Annotated in this window: 14 protein-coding genes and 1 pseudogene; 9 read left to right on the top strand and 6 right to left on the bottom strand. The window is 69.6% G+C overall.

Features of this window, described 5'->3' with window-relative positions; all coding sequences use genetic code 11:
* From D7W82_RS30985 to D7W82_RS30975, 3 genes and pseudogenes are all read left to right on the top strand, one after another.
* Positions 1 to 235 (top strand): annotated as a pseudogene (locus D7W82_RS30985) (alpha/beta hydrolase); the annotation flags it as partial.
* A 158-nt stretch (positions 236 to 393) separates the two neighbouring features.
* Entirely contained in the window at positions 394 to 2208 is a 1815-nt protein-coding gene (locus D7W82_RS30980; RefSeq protein ID WP_120621766.1) for a S8 family serine peptidase, read from the top strand.
* A complete protein-coding gene (locus D7W82_RS30975) occupies positions 2205 to 2423 on the top strand; it encodes a DUF5818 domain-containing protein (protein WP_120621765.1) in 219 nt (72 codons plus the stop codon). The genes D7W82_RS30980 and D7W82_RS30975 overlap by 4 nt, the downstream gene beginning before the upstream one ends.
* A 33-nt stretch (positions 2424 to 2456) precedes the next feature.
* Here the strand turns inward: D7W82_RS30975 and D7W82_RS30970 are convergent, their stop codons facing one another.
* The 6 genes from D7W82_RS30970 to dnaJ all read right to left on the bottom strand — a co-directional run bounded on the left by D7W82_RS30970 (position 2457) and on the right by dnaJ (position 11913).
* Complete coding sequence (locus D7W82_RS30970) at positions 2457 to 3635, bottom strand: type II CAAX endopeptidase family protein (RefSeq protein ID WP_233588039.1); 1179 nt, start codon at positions 3633 to 3635, stop codon at positions 2457 to 2459.
* Between the two features lie 81 nt (positions 3636 to 3716).
* Positions 3717 to 6272, bottom strand: coding sequence for a 1-acyl-sn-glycerol-3-phosphate acyltransferase (locus D7W82_RS30965; protein ID WP_120621764.1), 2556 nt, complete (start codon positions 6270 to 6272; stop codon positions 3717 to 3719).
* 14 nt (positions 6273 to 6286) lie between these two features.
* The gene (argS, locus tag D7W82_RS30960) at positions 6287 to 8008 is read right to left on the bottom strand and encodes an arginine--tRNA ligase (protein WP_120621763.1); all 1722 of its coding nucleotides are present in this window, start codon (positions 8006 to 8008) and stop codon (positions 6287 to 6289) included.
* 74 nt (positions 8009 to 8082) lie between these two features.
* Positions 8083 to 9783 carry a hybrid sensor histidine kinase/response regulator gene (locus D7W82_RS30955; protein ID WP_120621762.1) on the bottom strand — a complete coding sequence of 567 codons (1701 nt, stop codon included), beginning with the start codon at positions 9781 to 9783 and terminating at the stop codon, positions 8083 to 8085.
* Between the two features lie 138 nt (positions 9784 to 9921).
* Positions 9922 to 10650, bottom strand: coding sequence for a HEAT repeat domain-containing protein (locus D7W82_RS30950; RefSeq protein WP_120621761.1), 729 nt, complete (start codon positions 10648 to 10650; stop codon positions 9922 to 9924).
* A gap of 81 nt (positions 10651 to 10731) precedes the next feature.
* Positions 10732 to 11913: a molecular chaperone DnaJ gene (gene dnaJ / locus D7W82_RS30945; protein WP_120621760.1), complete on the bottom strand. Its 1182-nt coding sequence runs from the start codon at positions 11911 to 11913 to the stop codon at positions 10732 to 10734.
* A gap of 265 nt (positions 11914 to 12178) precedes the next feature.
* On the opposite strand from dnaJ, the gene D7W82_RS30940 reads away from it, so the two are divergent.
* The 6 genes from D7W82_RS30940 to D7W82_RS30915 form a co-directional block, all read left to right on the top strand.
* Positions 12179 to 12769: a hypothetical protein gene (locus D7W82_RS30940; protein WP_233588038.1), complete on the top strand. Its 591-nt coding sequence runs from the start codon at positions 12179 to 12181 to the stop codon at positions 12767 to 12769.
* Positions 12766 to 13260, top strand: a complete 495-nt coding sequence (gene rimI, locus D7W82_RS30935; RefSeq protein ID WP_120621758.1) for a ribosomal protein S18-alanine N-acetyltransferase — start codon at positions 12766 to 12768, stop codon at positions 13258 to 13260. Before D7W82_RS30940 ends, rimI begins: the two co-directional genes overlap by 4 nt.
* Positions 13261 to 13482: 222 nt before the next feature.
* A complete protein-coding gene (gene rpsL / locus D7W82_RS30930) occupies positions 13483 to 13854 on the top strand; it encodes a 30S ribosomal protein S12 (RefSeq protein WP_014395857.1) in 372 nt (123 codons plus the stop codon).
* Positions 13855 to 14024: 170 nt separating this feature from the next.
* Positions 14025 to 14495, top strand: a complete 471-nt coding sequence (gene rpsG / locus D7W82_RS30925) for a 30S ribosomal protein S7 (RefSeq protein ID WP_014395858.1) — start codon at positions 14025 to 14027, stop codon at positions 14493 to 14495.
* Between the two features lie 108 nt (positions 14496 to 14603).
* A complete protein-coding gene (gene fusA / locus D7W82_RS30920) occupies positions 14604 to 16685 on the top strand; it encodes an elongation factor G (RefSeq protein ID WP_120621757.1) in 2082 nt (693 codons plus the stop codon).
* 139 nt (positions 16686 to 16824) lie between these two features.
* The coding region (locus D7W82_RS30915) for a GTP-binding protein (RefSeq protein WP_233588040.1) at positions 16825 to 16949 on the top strand (125 nt) is incomplete at its 3' end.

Here is a 16949-nt window from a genome sequence, read left to right as displayed (position 1 = left end):
GTGTCTGGTGGCGCCGGATGTGGACCCGCTGTCACTCGTGCGACTGTCGTGTCCGCTGCTGGTGATTGTCGGGGCGCAGGACACCCGGGTGCCCCGGGCGGCGCTGGCCGCGGCTGTCGCGGAGGCCGGGGGCGATTTAGAGGTCATCGACGATGCCGGGGCGACCTTCCATCGCAACCTTCCCCAGGTGGGGCGGGCGGCGGCGGCGTGGCTCCAGCGCCTGGCGGGCGGGTAGGGCGGTGGCGTGCAAACCGTTGGACTTCTTCACGTTTCTTCAACCCCGGCGCCTTGCACGGCCGGCCGGGGGGCGGACAGACTGAAAGCGCAGACCCAATCGTCCCGCCGTGCGTTCGTAGTGGGTCTTCGAGGCGTCTTCGTTCAAGGAGTGTCCCGATGCGGATGAGGCGATGGAACGTGGTTCTCGCGGCGCTGGCCCTGTCGGCCTCGGCGTGCGCTTCCGCGTCGCGGGAGCCGGAGGCCCCGGCCGGGCAGGACCTGGCGGCCGCGCGGGCGGAGGTGTCCCGGGCGGTGGCGGAGGGCTCGGACGACGTGGTGTCCGGCGCCATCGTGGTGGACTTCAAGGATGGCACCACCAAGGAGCAGTTCGACGCCTGGGAGCAGGAGTGGGGCGTGGACCTGGAGTTCAACTCCCTGGAGGGCCCCCGCACGGGTGTCACGCTGGCGGTGGGCGTGGACGGCGTGGAGGACGTGCTCCAGCGCATCCGCCAGAACCCGGCGGTGGAGTCCGCCGAGCCGCTCATGCAGGTGCGCACCAGCTACACGCCGAACGACCCCCAGTTCGAGTCCCAGTGGAACCTCCGGATGATCGACATGCCGAAGGCCTGGGACGGCAACCGGGGCAAGGGCGTGGTGGTGGCGGTCATCGACACGGGCATCGCCTACGAGGACCACGACGACTTCAAGCAGGTGCCGGACCTGAAGGGCGTGTCGTTCGTGAAGGGCTATGACTTCGTCAACGACGACGAGCACGCCAACGACGACCACGGCCACGGCACGCACGTGGCGGGCACCATCGCGCAGGCCACCAACAACGGCGAGGGCGTGGCGGGCGTGGCGTTCGACGCGACGCTGATGCCGCTCAAGGTGCTGAACCACTTCGGCAGCGGCACCTCCGCGGACATCGCGGACGCCATCCGCTTCGCGGCGGACCACGACGCGAAGGTCATCAACATGTCGCTGGGCGGTGGCCTGTACTCGCAGGTCATGGCCAGCGCGGTGGACTACGCGCGCAAGAAGGGCGTCACCGTGGTGGCCGCGGCGGGCAACACCGGGCGCGGCAGGGTGGAGTTCCCCGCGGCGTACCCCGGCGCGGTGGCGGTGAGCGCGGTGGGCCCGTCTGGCACGCGCGCGCCGTACTCGTCCTACGGCAAGGAGCTGGACATCGCGGCGCCCGGTGGTGACAAGAGCCGGGGCGATACGGGCGGCATCCTCCAGAACACCATCGACCCGCGCGACCCGTCGCGCTCCATCTACGCCTGGTACCAGGGCACCAGCATGGCCGCGCCGCACGTGGCCGCCGTCGCCGCGATGCTCTACGGCGCGGGCGCCACCACGCCGGACGAGGTGGAGCAGGCGCTCTACGCCGGCGCCAGGGCGACGGAGAACCAGGCCTGGTCGGAGGAGTACGGCCACGGCGTCCTCAACGCGAATGCCTCGCTGAAGGCCTTCAACGGCGCTTCGCCCCGGTGGCCGTCGCTGGGCTGGGCCGCGGCGCTGCTCGCGCTGGTGCTGCTCACGCTGCGCGGCCGCGAGCGCCCGGGCTACCTCAACATCCTCTTCCGCCCGGCGTTCCTCGTGCCGCTGGTGCTCTCCACGGTGGGCTTCTTCTTCCTGCGCACCTGGTTCGCGGGCGCGGCGGGCGCGGCCCAGGACGTGGTGAGCGTGGCGTCGCTGCCCATCCCGGACTGGCAGCGGATCATCTTCGGACGGGGCGCGGTGAACCCGCTGTTCTACAGCGCGCTCATTCCCCTGGTGCTGTCGCTGCCGGCCATCGCGTGGCGGGGCTTCCGGCCGGCGGTGGGGGGCCTGGCGTTGGGCTTCGCGGGCTTCCTGGCCTACGCGGCGTGGGTGGGCGCTCCGGCGCTGGCGTGGATGCCCTTCACCTTCCTGGCGAAGCCATGGCTGGGCTTCAACACGGTGGTGTGCCTCGTCATCGCCCGCGCGATGCTCAAGCGGGAGGACGCATGAAGCTCTCCGGCACGGTGCAGTACCGGGACCTGGAGGGCGGCGTGTGGGTCCTGAAGGCAGACGACGGCCGGACGTACCAGCTCGCGGGCGGTGACCGGAAGATCAAGAAGGACGGTCAGCGCATCTCCGCCGAGGGCAGCATCCAGCGCGACGCCGTCACCACCGCCATGGTGGGGCCGGTGTTCCACGTCAGCTCGTACACGCCGGAGGAGTGACGCGGTGCCCGGGGGGCGCCATCCCTCCGGGCCTCAACGGCGGCGCTTGCCCTTGCCCTTCTTGGGGCCATACGCCTCTGACTGGCGCAGCCGCTCTTCTTCGTAGGCCTCCATGGGAACCTCGCCCTTGCGGACGGCGTCGCGCAGCTGCCGCATGGCCTTGCGCTCGGCCTTGAGCGCCGGGTCCGCGTCCTTGGGCAGCGGCTCCACCGGGTGCTGGACGTCGTAGACGCTCAACGACACGCCACGCCCATCCACCAGGCCCAGCCCCACCAGGGACAGCGTGGCCGCCGCCACCCAGGGCAGCAACTGGAGGGCGAAGAGGGGCACGGGCTTCGTGGCGCGCACCTCTTCATCGCTGGGCGGAGCGCCGCGTCCCCACACGGCAGGGAAGTGCCGGGAGGCAGCGCGCAGGCCCAGCAGCGCCGTCCAGCCCACCAGCGCCAGGCCCAGCACGGCGCGCCAGTCCGTCACGTCGTCCGTTGCGCCTTCCTTCGCGAGCCCCGAGTGCGTGGCGATGAGGAACAGCGCCGACGACACGATGTTGTTGGCCGCGTGCGCCGCGATGCCCGGCCACAGCGAGCCGGTGCGCCAGAAGAGCCATCCGAACAGCAGTCCCAGCTCCGCGCGGGCGAGGAAGCCCACCGGGTCCAGGTGGAAGGCGCTGAACACCACGGACGAGATGATCAACGCGCGCCAGGGGGACGCGGGGGCCGGCGGAGTCAGGGAGCGCTGGAAGAGGCCGCGGAAGAAGACCTCCTCGCACAGCGGCGCGGCCACGGACACGCCGCCCAGGAGCAGCGCCAGCTCCACCGGCGACTGGCCCTCGAAGAGGCGCGAGGCATCGAACATCTCCCGCAGCCACGCGGGGGCCACCTTCTGCGCGAGGAACTGCACGGGCACGACCACGGCGACGAAGTTGGCCACGCCCAGCAGGAAGCCGAACAGGGTGGGAGCGCCCAGGAACGGCGTGAGGCCCACGTACGCGGCGGGCCGGTACCCCGAGCGGCGCACCATGATCCACGCGAGGCCCAGGAAGAGGAACACCTCCGTGAACCACACCCCGAAGGCGGGGTTGAGCAACTGGGTGACGGCGCCCACCGACACGAAGAGCCCGAAGGCCAGGGACGCGGCGAGCACGGGGTGGGGCGGCGTCAGCGGCGCGGGGGCCTCCGCCGGCCGCGGGTCGCTGGAAGGGGAGGCTTCGTCCACCGTGTCGTCTCCTGCCCCCTCTCCGTCGGGCGGAGAGGGGTGGGGTGCCGCGTTCGCTTCGAGGCGCTGCGAGGAGCTTCTTCAGGCCCGGTGGAGGTAGCCGCGGATCTCCTCCGCGAGCGGGTTCTTCCGGGGGAGCTCCGCCGCCGAGGCCGGGTCACCCAGCCGCAGCTTCTTGTCCTCTTCCACGAGGATGCGCTGATCCAACAGGTACTCCACCGCGTTCTCCAGCGTCGTCTTCGCCAGGGACTCGGCGGCGGTGATGCGGCCGGCGTTGTACTCGCCGCGCCCCGTCTCCAGCGCCAGCTTGACGAACGTCTTGCGGTCGGTGGCCACGCCCGCGGCCACGTCCGGCAACGTCATGGCGGCCAGCAGGTAGGCCTCCAGGAAGTCGCGCAGCAGGTCCGCCAGGAACTCCAGGTCCGGCTGGGCGTGGGCCTCCGGCGCGCGCGTGAGCGTGTCACCGTCGTGGATGACCAGGCCCATGCGCACGAGCCGCTCCACGCACTCGGCGAAGATGGTGTCGAACGACGCACCCACCCGGTAGATGAACTCCACCTTGAAGAGGCGCGACAGGAACAGCGCGCGGGCCTTCACGGTGTCATACGGCGCGGGCGTGCCCGCGAGCAGCGCGTTGGCCACCAGGCTGCGCGCGGCCACCAGGTTCATCAGCGTGTTCTTGTAGAAGGACATCTCCGGGCGGCGCGAGTCCTCCACCTGGTAGCTGACCTCACCGCGCGCCTCCTGCGTGCGCACCATCTCGTCGGAGATGAACTCGCGCATCGCGTCCTGGATGGGGCCCAGCGTCTCCGGGTTGCTCGGCGCGTTGGCCAGTTCCTTGGACAGCCGCGCGCCGTCCTCGGAGGCGATGCGGCGCAGCAGGCTGATCCGGTCCGTGAGCTCGCGCTGGGTGAGGCCGCGCCGGCGGTGGGCCAAGAGCGACGCGCTCACCAGCGCGTGCGGCGTGACGGTGGACACCTTGCTGATGCCGTACATCACGCGGTTGCCCAGCGCGCGCACCAGGCCCTTCTTCTGCTCGTCCGTCACCGGCTCCTGCGGCGACAGGCCACGCGCCTTCATGAACTCCACCAGCGACAGCGGCTCGTCGAAGGTCAGGTGGATGCGCCCGTAGCGCGCGGCCAGCACCTTGGGCGCGCTCAAGAGGGCCTTGAGGTCCTCCGGCTTCTTCTCCCCTCCGGCCAGCTCCTTCGAGTAGCTGTCGGACTCCACCACCTTCTCGTAGTCGATGGAGACGGGCACGAAGTAGAGGTCGTTGCGCGCGCCATCCAGCACCGCTTCGACCTGCCACGTGAGCATGCCCAGCTTGGGCGTGAGCAGCTTGCCCGTGCGCGAGCGGCCACCCTCCGGGAAGAACTCCTGGTGGAGGCCGTCGTGCACCAGCTTCTTGATGTACGCCTTGAAGGACGCGGCGTAGACCTTGTCGCCCTTGAACGAGCGGCGCAGGAAGAACGCGCCGCAGCGGCGGAACAGCACGCCCAGGGGCCAGAAGGACAGGTTCGCGCCCGCGGCCACCAGCGGCGCGGTGTAGCCCCGGTTCCAGAGCACCCAGCTCATCACCAGGTAGTCCACGTGGCTCTTGTGGCTGGGGCAGAGCACCACCGGCGCCTTGCCCGCGGCCTTGAGCGCGCGGTGCAGCCCGGCCTCGTCCACGCCGATGCCGTCGTAGATGCGGTTGAACACCCACTCGAGCACCGGCGCGATGAGCGCCAGCACGGACGGGTTGGGCTTGGCCGCGATGGCCTCCAGGTTGCGCTGGGCCTCGCGGTACACGCTGGACGGCTTGCGGCCCGTGGCGGCGGCGTGCTCGTCCAGCACCTTGCGCAGCTGACGGTCGCGCAGCGTCTCCTCGATGAGCCGGTCCGTGGGCTTCTGCGGCGGGCCGAACACCGCGCGCGTCTCACGGGCGAGGAACACGTGCAGCGTGCTGCGCACCTTGCGCGCCAGCACCTCGTCGCTGACGCCCGGGTTCTCCTCGATGAACTTGCGCAGGTCGATGGGCTCTCCCACGCGGAACTGCGCGCGCTTGTAGTTGCGGAAGAACGCCACCATGGAGTGCACGAAGCCCGGCGCCTCCGGGCTTCCGAACAGCGCGTCGCGCCAGCCCGGCTTGAGCTTCGCGGGGCGCTTCTCCCAGACGAACAGCTCCGGCACCAGGAACACCGGGCGCTCGGAGCCGCGCGCCAGCCGCACCAGCTCGGGGAAGGGGTCCTCGCGCGTCTCCTTGCCGGAGGCGTGCAGGAGCGCCGTGCGGCGCAGGAACACCAGGCCGCTGCCGCCCTGCTCGCGGGCGTAGCGGAAGCGCTCCTCCACCGCTCCGCCCTGGGCCGTCTGGCGCCAGGGTTTGGTGAACCACGGGCGCAGGTTCACCACCGCGCGGATGGGCGGCATGGCCCGCCGGACCATGGCCCACGCGATGTAGAGGAAGTTGATCCACGCCGTGGTGCGCATGACGTGCACCACGAAGCCCCGGGCGCTGAGCGCGCGCAGCTCGTTCTCGGCCTCCGGCGGGAAGTGCACCCCGTCGAAGTACCGAGCCCCGAGCACCCGGGACATGGGACCGAATTCCTCCTTCAAGGCCTCTCCTTGCGTCGCGGTCTGCGCCAGCGCGGTGTCCATCGCAGCCCCCCAGGCTACATGTTTTCCGGCGTCGGGATGCCCAGCAAGGTGAGCCCCGCCGCCAGGGTGATACGCGTCGCGTCCGTGAGCGCCAGCCGGGCCGCGCGCACCGCGTCATTCCCCTCCACGAGGATGCGCTTGTCGCGGTCCTTGTTGCCGGCCGTGTAGTAGCGGCTGTACGCCGCCGCCACGTCCAGCAGCAGCCGCGCCACCAGGCTGGGCTCGTACTGCTCCGCCGCCGCCTTCACCGTGTCCGGCAGCCGCATCAGCTCACGCACCAGGGCCTGCTCCTCCGGGAGCGTGAGCAGCGCGGGGTCGTACGCCGTGGGCACGCCGCCGCCCTTGCGCAGCACGTTCGCGCTCCGGGCGTGCGCGTACTGGAGATAGGGCCCCGTGTGCCCCTCCAGGCTCGTCACCTCGTCCCAGTCGAACGTGTAGTCGCTGGCGCGGTTGTGCTTGAGGTCGCCGAAGACGATGGCGCCCAGGCCGATCTGCTCCGACAGCGCGTCCGCGTCGGTCGTCTCCAGATTGCCCTGCGCGACGTTCTCCTTCACGCGCTGGAGCACGCGCTCCTTCGCCTCGTCCAGCACCTGGTCCAGCTCCACCACCTGGCCCTTGCGCGTGCTCATGCCGTGGATGCGGCCGAACGGCACGTGCACGCACTTGTCCGCCCACGGCTGGCCCATCTCCTTCAGGGTGCGGAACACCTGCCGGAAGTGCAGCGCCTGGTCCTGCGCGACGACGTAGAGCGACTTGTCGAAGTTGAAGCGCGCGTGGCGGTCCTCGGCGGCGGCCAGGTCGCGCGTGGCGTAGAGCGTGCTGCCGTCGTTCTTCTTGAGCAGCACCGGCGGCTCGCCGTCCGCGTAGGGCATGTCCACGATGATGGCGCCCTGGGACTCCTTCACGCCGGGCTTCTTGGCGATCTGGTCGATGACCGCGTCCATCTTGCCCTGGTAGCGGCTCTCGCCCTCGATGTGCTCGAAGTCGATGCCCATGCGCGCGTAGACGCGCTTGAAGCCCTTGAGGCTCGTCTCCCGGAACTGGTTCCAGAGCTTCATCGCCTCCGTATCGCCGGCTTCCATGCGGCGGAAGAACTCGCGGGCCTTCTCGTCGAAGGCCGGGTCTTCACCGGCGCGCTTGTTGGCCTGCACGTAGACCTGGACCAGGTGCGCCATGTCCTCCCGGAGCTCCTCCTTGCCGAACTCCTGGAAGCCCACGGCCACGAGGCCGAACTGCTTGCCCCAGTCCCCCAGGTAGTTGATGCCCTCCACGCGCCAGCCCAGCGCGCGGTACAGGTTCGCGATGCAGTGGCCCAGGAACGTGGTGCGGATGTGGTGGAAGCCAATGGGCTTGGCGATGTTGGGCGACGAGTAGTCGATGACCACCGTCTTGCCCTTGCCGTCCTCCGCGTCGCTGCCGTAGGCGAGCCCCGCCAGGCGCACGCCGTCGATGACCTCCTGCGTGAAGGGGAGGGGAAGGAAGCGCGCGTTGACGTAGGGGCCCACGGCCTTGACCTCCAGGCCTGGGACCTGGAGCGCCTGCGCGAGCTGCGCGGCGATGGCGGGGGGCGCCTTCTTCTGCGCCTTGGCGAGGGGGAAGGTGGCGAAGCTCAGGTCACCGTGCGCGGGATCCGCGGGCTTGACCTGGGGCTCGATGTCAGCGGCGGGGACACCCAGGGCCCCGGCGAGGGCCTGGGCGAACGCGGCGCGGTAGCGGCTATAGACAGAAGTGCTCATGGACCGCGCGGATACTACCCAAGGCGGGGCGCCTTCCATCCACCTCTTCTGTGGGGAAGGCGCCGGAGCGTCGTTCAGGGCACGGCGGGGCCGCGGCTCTTGGGGCGCACCACCGAGGCCACGGTGTCCAGCAGCTTGGGCAGCTTCAGCGGCTTCTCGAAGTACCCGTCGATGCGGTCCGGCCCTTCACCCGAGGTGAGGGACGCGACGTCGCTCGCGCCGGAGATGATGTAGACGACCACGTCCGCCAGCGACTCCGTGGTGCGGATGTAGTGGAGCACGGAGCGTCCGTCCTCCCCCGACAGCCGCAGGTCCAGCAGCACCATGGCCGGGCGGATGTGGGACAGGATGGAGCGGGCCTCGGCGGCGCCGGAGGTGGCCATCACCCGGTAGCCCTCCTGCTCCAGCACCTGCTCCAGCACCTCGCGGCAGTCCACGTCGTCCTCCACCAGGAGGATGCCGCCCGCCTTGGGCGCGGCCTGGTTCACGTCCGGGGCGCTCACGGCGCTCGCGAACAGGGGCAGGACCATCTGGAACGTGCTGCCCTCGCCCAGGATGCTGCTGGCGTCCACGCGGCCGCCGTGCAGCGCGACAATCTTGGCGACCAGCGGCAGGCCCAGGCCCGTGCCCGGAGGACGGGGCATGCCCGGCTGCGCGCGGTAGAACGAGTCGAACACGTGCTCCAGGGCCTCCGCCGTCATGCCCTGGCCGGAGTCCTTCACGGTGAGGACGCCCAGGCCCTCGCTGGACGACACGCTCACCTCGACGACGTCGTCCGTCTCGCTGTGGTGGATGCCGTTCTCCACCAGGTTGTGGATGGCCTCGGAGATGCGCTCGCGGTCGCCCCGGACGAACACCTCCGGGCAGGGGGGAATCACCACGCGCACGCGGCTGTGCTCCGCGACGGCGCCCAGCCCGCGGACCACCTCTTCCGCCACGGCCTTGAGGCCGAAGGGGCGTTGGTTGAGCTGCATCTTCCCGGACGACAGCCGGGACATCAGCACCAGGTCGTTCACCTGCTGGAGCAGCCGGTCCGCGTTGCGATCGCAGATCTGCACCGCGCGGCGCTGCCCGTCCGTCAGCGTGCCCAGCTTCTCCCGGCCCAGCATGGCCAGGTAGGCCTTGATGGTGGTGAGCGGGTTCTTCAAGTCATGGGACACATTGCCGAGCAGCTCCTCGCGGTTCTGCTCCAGGCTCTTCAAGCCCGCGATGGCCGTCTGCAGGTCCTTGTTGCGCCGGGCGCTGTCGTCGCGCAGCCGGGCCACCTCGTAGGCGGCGGTGAGCTGCGACGCCAGAGACTGCATCAAGATGTCGGAAGCCTTCCGGCGCGCGCCCAGCACCACGAGCACGCCCGTCACGCCCTGCGGCCCCTCCAGGGGCACGGCGACGGTGTCGTCCTCGCGCAGGAGCACCTTGTCGGTGAAGCACCGGCCCACCACGCCCTCGCCCGGGACGGCGGCGGTGACGCGCTCGTCGTAGCGTCCGCGCACGTGCTCCACGTGCAGCTGGTTGCGCGACGGGAAGTGGCGCGCGACGTAGCAGACCTTCGGCTTGAGCAGCGTGTGGAGCGTCTGCAGCTGCGCGCGCAGGGCCTCGGTGGGGCCGGCGTTGTCGGTGAGCTGCCGCCCCATCTCCAGCAATGCCTGGGCGGCGGCGTCCGTGTCCACCGGCGGCGGCGGTTTCGCCGCGCGCTTCGGTGGGGCCTTCTTCGCGGTGATGGCGGGACGCAGGGGGACTACCTCTGCGAGCTGCGGACCCTTCTTCTTCGATGGCACACGTGAATCCTGCTTCATGTCTCGCGTGGGAGGGAACCGCACCGAAGCCTGGTGCCCTCCACCAACGCCGAGCGTGTCAGGTGCCCGACAGCCCCCCAGCCCCGCTGTCCGCTTCCCGGGCTGGGGGACTGGACTGACTCAGGTCCGGCGCTGGACGCGGCCGTCCTTGTCCAGGCTGTAGGGCTCCACGAGGGCGGCCTGCACCTTCTCCTGGTAGCCCTGCACGGCGAAGCCGCTCTCCGCCAGCGCCGCCAGCGCCACGGTCTGCACGCGGCGCGCGGTGTCCTCGGAGGTGAGCAGCTTGAGCAGGGGCTCGCGCGCCGGCTCGTGCTTCAGGGGCCCCAGGACGTTGATGGCGGCGATCTTCACGTCGTCGGACATGTCCTCCAGGAAGGGGAGGACGGCCGGGGCCACGCGCGGATCCTGCTTGCCCAGCACGTGGTGGAGGAGGACGACCTTCTTCTCCGGGTCGCGCGTGTAGCGCGAGGACAGGTGCTGGAGCGTGTCGGTGATGACGCCCATGAGCGCGTCCTCGGACAGCAGCTCCTGGAGGAGGCGCAGCGCCCAGGACGTGGCCTGATCGCTCGTCTTGAGGAAGGCGCTCACCGGCGCGACGGCGTCCTGGCCAAAGTGCTTGATCAGCTCGAAGGTGTGCTCCTTCTCGTCCGCGTCGGTGGTGAGCGGGTCCACGGTGATGGTGAACCGGCTGAGCAGCACCGTGACGGCCTCGGGGAACTTCATCTCCCCCAGCTGCTGCAGCGCCTTCTGCCGCGTGGACGGCTCCCCGTACTTCTGGGTCACCTTGGACTTGAGCTTGAGGGCTTTTTCGGGGCCCGAGCCGCCCGTGAGGAAATCAAAGAGACCCATAGGTACGTACCCGCTCCAGATTCGGAAGAGTGGAGGCGCCATGTAGGACGGTGCGCCTTCCAGAACAAGTGGCAACGACAACTACAACGTCAGCTCCCGGCGCACGTCGCCCCGGTAGGCCCGCGCCAGCGTCTCCGCGGCGGCCCGGACCTCGTCCGTGGCCTCCTCGGGGACCTTCACCTGGAGCAGCAGATACATGTCGCCCGGAGTGCCGCCCCGGAGCGACGGCACGCCGCGTCCCTTGAGGCGCATCTTGCGGCCGGACTGTGAACCTGGAGGCACCTTCAGCGTCACCTCACCCTGGAACGTAGGCACGCGCACCTCGCCGCCCAGCAGCGCCTCGGACACCGTCACCGGCAGGTCCAGGTAGAGGTCGTCGCCCTCTCGGCGCACCAGCGGATGCTCGGCCACCTCCGTCTCGATGTAGAGGTCCCCCGGAGCGCCTCCCTGGATGCCCGCCGCGCCCTGGCCGGCCAGCCGCACCTTGGAGCCGGTGACGACGCCCGCCGGAATCTTCACCGTCAGCCGGGTCGTCTCCTCCTTGATGCCGCTGCCGCCGCACTGCGAGCAGGGCTCCGGCGCCTTCCCGCTGCCGCGGCAGGTGGGGCACACGCCGGATCCGCCGAACATGGCACCGCCCCGCCGGGCCCGGCCCGTGCCGTTGCAGGTGGGGCACGTCACGAGCTTCCCGGTGTTGCCCTCGCCGTGGCACTTGGAGCAGCGGCCCGGCCGCTGGAGCGTCAACGTGCGCTCGGTGCCGGTGACGGCTTCCGCGAGGGAAACCTGCACGCGGGTCGTCAGGTCATCGCCGCGCTCGGCCGCGGTGGACCGGCTGCCGCCCCGGCCCCGGCCGAAGAGGTCGTTGATGTCGAAGCCGCCGGCCCCGCCGCCTCCACCCGAGCGCCCGAAGATGTCGTTGAAGAGGTCCCCCAGGTCCACGCCTTCGGTGCTGAAGGGGATGCCTCCGCCCCCGCTGCCCCCGGCCGCCTGGGCGGCGCGGTACTGGCGATAGGCCGCGGCCTTCTTCTCGTCGAATCCGATCTTCTCCGCGTCCTCGCCGAACTCGTCGTAGAGCGCGCGCTTCTTCGGGTCGCCCAGCACCTCGAAGGCGGTGTTGATGCGCTTGAACTTCTCCTCCGCCCCCTTGTCGCCGGGGTTGACGTCCGGGTGGTGCTGGCGCGCCAGCTTCCGGAAGGCCTTCTTGAGCTCGTCCGCCGAGGCCGTCCGTGGCACGCCCAGAATCTGGTAGTAGTCGTCAGCCATAGGTCTTTACGGTGGTGCAGTACCCGACAAGGGAGAACGTAACCAGCGGTGTGGTGAGCGCCAGCACGGGATGTCCGGACAGCACCGCGATGGTTACAGTCGCCGCACGATGAGGAAGGCCATGCCAGCACCGCGCGCCCGCCGGAAGGCCCCCCTGTGGCTGGCATGCGGGCTGCTCCCCGCGGCTCTGGGAATCGCCCCTGGGTCCGGGGTGACCGCCCACGCCGCCCCCCCGCCGCCCGCTCCCGCCGTGGAGGAGGGCAGGGTGGTGGACCGCGTCGTGGCGGTCATCGAGGGCCAGGTCCTCACCCAGAGCGAGCTGGAGATGGAGGCCCGGGTGGCGCTGATCCAGCGAGGGGCCGTGCAGGCCGCCGCCCTGCCTCTGGACGAGCAGACGCTCCGGGGAGCCCTGGAGCTGTCCATCAACCAGCGCCTCCAGGTCCTGAGCGCGGACCGCCTGCAGGCCTTCCCGGCCGAACCGGCGGAGGTGCTGGCCCGGCTGGACGCCATCCAGGCCCGGTTGGGAGGGGAGGTGGCGCTCCAGCGCTTCCTGGACCGGCATGGCGTGGAGCGGAACGCCCTGGAGGCCGTGCTGGCGCGGGGCCTGCGGGCGGAACGAATCCTCGACAGCCGCGTCCGGTTGAAGGCACAGGTGAGCGAGGCGGAGGTCCGTCACCACTATGACGCCCACCGGGACCTGTACCCCGGTGAGTTCGACCAGGCGGCGCGCACGGCCATCCGCGAGGAGCTGGTCCGGGCGCGCTACGGAGAGCTGGCGGCCCAGGCCCTGGCTGAAGTACGCAAGTCGGCGCAGGTGCGGCGGGTGGCGCCCTTCGCGCGGGAGGCACGGCGATGAGACGGCTGCGGGACGACGGGACGCCCGACAAGGCAAAGGGCTTCCTGATCCGGCAGATGACCGTGGACGACATGCCGGCGGTGATGGCGCTGGAGAAGGCGTCCTTCAAGAACCCCTGGTCCACGGAGCTGCTCGGGCGCGAGCTCCAGCACGACTGGTCCACCATCCTCCTCGTGGAGGAGCCGCTGCCCGAGGGCGGCGTCGCCCTGCTGGGCCTGGCCATCTTCTGGATCGTCCACGACGAGGTCCATGTCCTCAACGTCGCCACCGCCCCCGTGCACCGCCGCCGGGGCGTCGCGCGCGCCGTGATGGAGGAGGTGCTTCGCCGGGGCGTGGCGCGGCGCTGCTCGCTGGCCACCCTGGAGGTTCGCCGGGGCAACGAGTCCGCCCTCAACCTCTACCGCTCGCTGGGCTTCCGGCCGGTCGGCATCCGCCCGAACTACTACGTGGACGAGGGCGAGGACGCGATCGTGATGGTCCTCGACTTCTAGGGCCTTAAGGGAGTAGAGCGTCCGCCCGTTGTCGTCGTCCCAGGTTTTTCGGGTGTGAGGGGAATGCACCCGGGTCCTCTGGCCGGTTCTGGCCCAGGGGCAGGCCATGCTTGACACCCGGGGGGCCCTCCCTATACTCGCGGGCCTTTTGTGTAGCCTGTAGGTAGATATGCTCCGCTTTCGTGTAGCCGGACGCGGGGTTCCCACGAAGAAGAGGTTTCAGTGCCGACCATCAGCCAGCTCGTCCGCAAGGGCCGCGAGAAGCTCAACATCAAGGGCAAGAGCCCTGCCCTGAAGGAGTGCCCCCAGAAGCGCGGTGTCTGCACGCGCGTCTACACCACGACCCCGAAGAAGCCGAACTCGGCCCTCCGCAAGGTGGCCCGCGTGCGTCTCACCAACGGCATCGAGGTGACTTCCTACATCCCCGGCGTGGGTCACAACCTCCAGGAGCACTCGGTGGTCATGATCCGCGGTGGCCGTGTGAAGGACCTCCCGGGCGTTCGCTACCACATCATCCGCGGCACGCTGGACTCCGTGGGCGTTGCCGGTCGCAAGCAGAGCCGCTCCAAGTACGGCGCCAAGCGCCCGAGCTAGTCCGGTTCTCCCGCGCGTCGTTGGCGCGGAACACCTTCGCGGTACCTGAAGCAGTGTTGGACGCTGGCCCCACACCCTGGGGAGTGTCCCTGGAAGTTCCAAGCAGTCGTTCTTGAAGCCCCTGAACAAGGCTTTCCTCCGAGTGAGGAGAGTGGGGCGTAAGGGAAGAGATGCCTCGTCGTCGCGTAGTCGCCAAGCGGAAGATTCTCCCGGATCCGAAGTTCCAGGACCGGCTCGTCACCAAGTTCGTCAACGACCTGATGCGCAAGGGGAAGAAGTCCATCGCGGAGGGCGTGTGCTACGGCGCCTTCGCCCTCATGGAGGAGCGCGCGAAGGAAGACCCCCTCAAGACGTTCAAGAAGGCCCTGGACAACGTCAAGCCCGTCCTCGAGGTGAAGAGCCGCCGCGTCGGTGGCGCCACCTACCAGGTCCCCGTGGAGGTCCGTCAGGACCGCCGCGTCGCGCTGGGCATGCGCTGGATCATCTCCTACGCCAAGGCGCGCGGTGAGAAGACCATGCAGGAGAAGCTGGCCGGCGAGATCATGGACGCCGCCAACAACCGCGGTAACGCGGTGAAGAAGCGTGAAGACACGCACAAGATGGCGGAAGCCAACAAGGCCTTCGCTCACTACCGCTGGTAGGTCCCGAAAGGGGCTTCGCGGTTGCCGCCCGGATGCGCTGCCAGCGTCCGGGCGGTTTTGTTTATCTGCCCTGGCAGAAGCTTTGAGACGTCTGGAAGGAACCGAGTCATGGCCCGTGAGTTCCCCCTCGAGCGCTACCGCAACATCGGCATCATGGCGCACATCGATGCCGGCAAGACGACCACCACCGAGCGGATCCTGTTCTACACAGGCGCCATCCACAAGATGGGCGAGGTGCATGAAGGCACCACCACCACGGACTGGATGGTCCAGGAGCGCGAGCGCGGCATCACCATCACCTCGGCGGCCATCAGCGCCTTCTGGGAGCGGATGGGTCAGCGCTACCGCGTGAACATCATCGACACGCCGGGGCACGTGGACTTCACCATCGAGGTGGAGCGCTCGCTGCGCGTGCTCGACGGCGCCATCGCCGTGTTCGACGCGGTCAACGGCGTGGAGCCGCAGTCGGAGACGGTGTGGCGCCAGGCGGACCGCTACAAGGTCCCGCGCATCTGCTTCATCAACAAGATGGACCGTGTGGGCGCGGACTTCGAGATGTCCGTCGGCACCATCAAGGAGAAGCTGGGCGCGCGTCCCGTGCGCATGCAGCTGCCCCTGGGCAGCGAGGACAAGCTCAAGGGCGTCATCGACCTGGTGCGAATGAAGGCGCTGGTGTTCCAGGACTCGGAGCAGGGCAGCCGCTTCGACATCGTGGACATCCCGGCCGAGTACCAGGAAGCCGCCGCCACCGCGCGTGGCGAGCTGCTGGAGGCCGCGGCGGAGCAGGACGACGCGCTCACGGAGAAGTTCCTCAACGGTGATGAACTCACCGAGGACGAGGTGCGCGGCGCCATCCGCAAGGGGTGCGTGGGGCTGAATCTGTTCCCGGTGTTCTGCGGCTCGGCGTTCCGCCACAAGGGCGTGCAGCCGCTGCTGGACGCGGTGGTGGACTACCTGCCCAGCCCGCTGGAGATCCCGCCGATCCACGGCAAGACGCCCAAGGGCGAGGACGTCATCCGCGAGACGCGCGACGACGCCCCCTTCAGCGCGCTGGCGTTCAAGATCATGAACGACCCGTCCTTCTCCTCGCAGACGCTGACGTTCCTGCGCGTCTACTCCGGGAAGCTGGAGGCGGGCACCGCGGTGTGGAACTCCGTGAAGGGCAAGCGCGAGCGCGTCAGCCGGCTCGTGCAGATGCGCGCGGACAAGAAGGACGAGCTCACGGAGTGCTTCGCCGGCGACATCTGCGCGGTGGTGGGCCTGAAGCTGGCGACCACGGGCGACACGCTCTGTGACGACAAGCAGCCCGTCATCCTGGAGCGGATGGAGTTCCCGGAACCCGTCATCGACATCGCCATCGAGCCGAAGTCCACCGCGGACCAGGACAAGATCATCCAGGCCCTGCAGCGGCTGGCCATGGAGGACCCGTCCTTCCGCGTGCGCACCAACGAGGAGACGGGCCAGACGCTCATCGCCGGCATGGGCGAGCTGCACCTGGAAATCATCGTCGACCGCCTCCTGCGCGAGTTCAAGGTGGACGCGAACATCGGCAAGCCGCAGGTGGCCTACCGCGAGACGGTGACCACGACGAAGGACGCGGAGGGCAAGTACATCCGCCAGGCGGGCGGCAAGGGGCAGTACGGCCACATCAACCTGCGCGTATCCCCGAACGAGCCCGGCAAGGGCTTCGAGTTCGTCAGCACCATCTCCGGCGGCGCCGTGTCCAAGGAGTTCGTGGACGCCGCGCGCGACGGCGCGAAGGAAGCCATGCAGAACGGCCCGGTCGCCGGCTACCCCATGGTGGACGTGAAGGTGGAGGCCTACGACGGCTCCATGCACGACGTGGACTCGTCGGAGATGGCGTTCAAGATCGCCGGCTCCATGGCCTTCAAGGACGCGGTCCGCGCGGCGAACCCGGTCCTCCTGGAGCCCATCATGGCCACGGAGGTCGTCACCCCGGAGGCCGCCATGGGCGACGTCATCGGCGACCTGAACGGCCGGCGCGGGAAGATCCTGGGCATGGTGCCCCGGCCTGGCGGCGTGCAGGCCATCCAGGCGGAGGTGCCCCTGGCCGCCATGTTCGGGTACTCGACCGACCTGCGGAGCAAGAGCCAGGGAAGGGCGACCTACACCATGCAGTTCAAGCACTACGCACCCGCGCCGAAGTCAGCGCTCAACTCGAGCTACTGACCTCTCGCCCGCAGGGGGAGCCGCCGGGCGAATTCTGTTGACGTTCCAGCGGCTTTGAAGCACACGCAGCACCCCTCGGAAGTTCTCCCGAAGTCCTATACCGCCGGGGTCGCACCGGCGGCGTCGTGAGGAGCGGTTCATGTCCAAGGAAAAGTTCGATCGCAGCCTGCCCCACGTGAACATCGGAACGATTGGGCACGTGGACCACGGCAAGACGTCGCTGACGGCGGCCATCACGAAGGTGCTGGCCAAGACGGGCGGCGC

Source organism: Corallococcus sp. CA049B (assembly GCF_003611685.1).
Lineage (GTDB): Bacteria > Myxococcota > Myxococcia > Myxococcales > Myxococcaceae > Corallococcus > Corallococcus coralloides.
The sequence above is the reverse complement of the archived record's forward strand: the minus strand, read 5'-3'. Positions and strand labels throughout refer to the sequence as shown.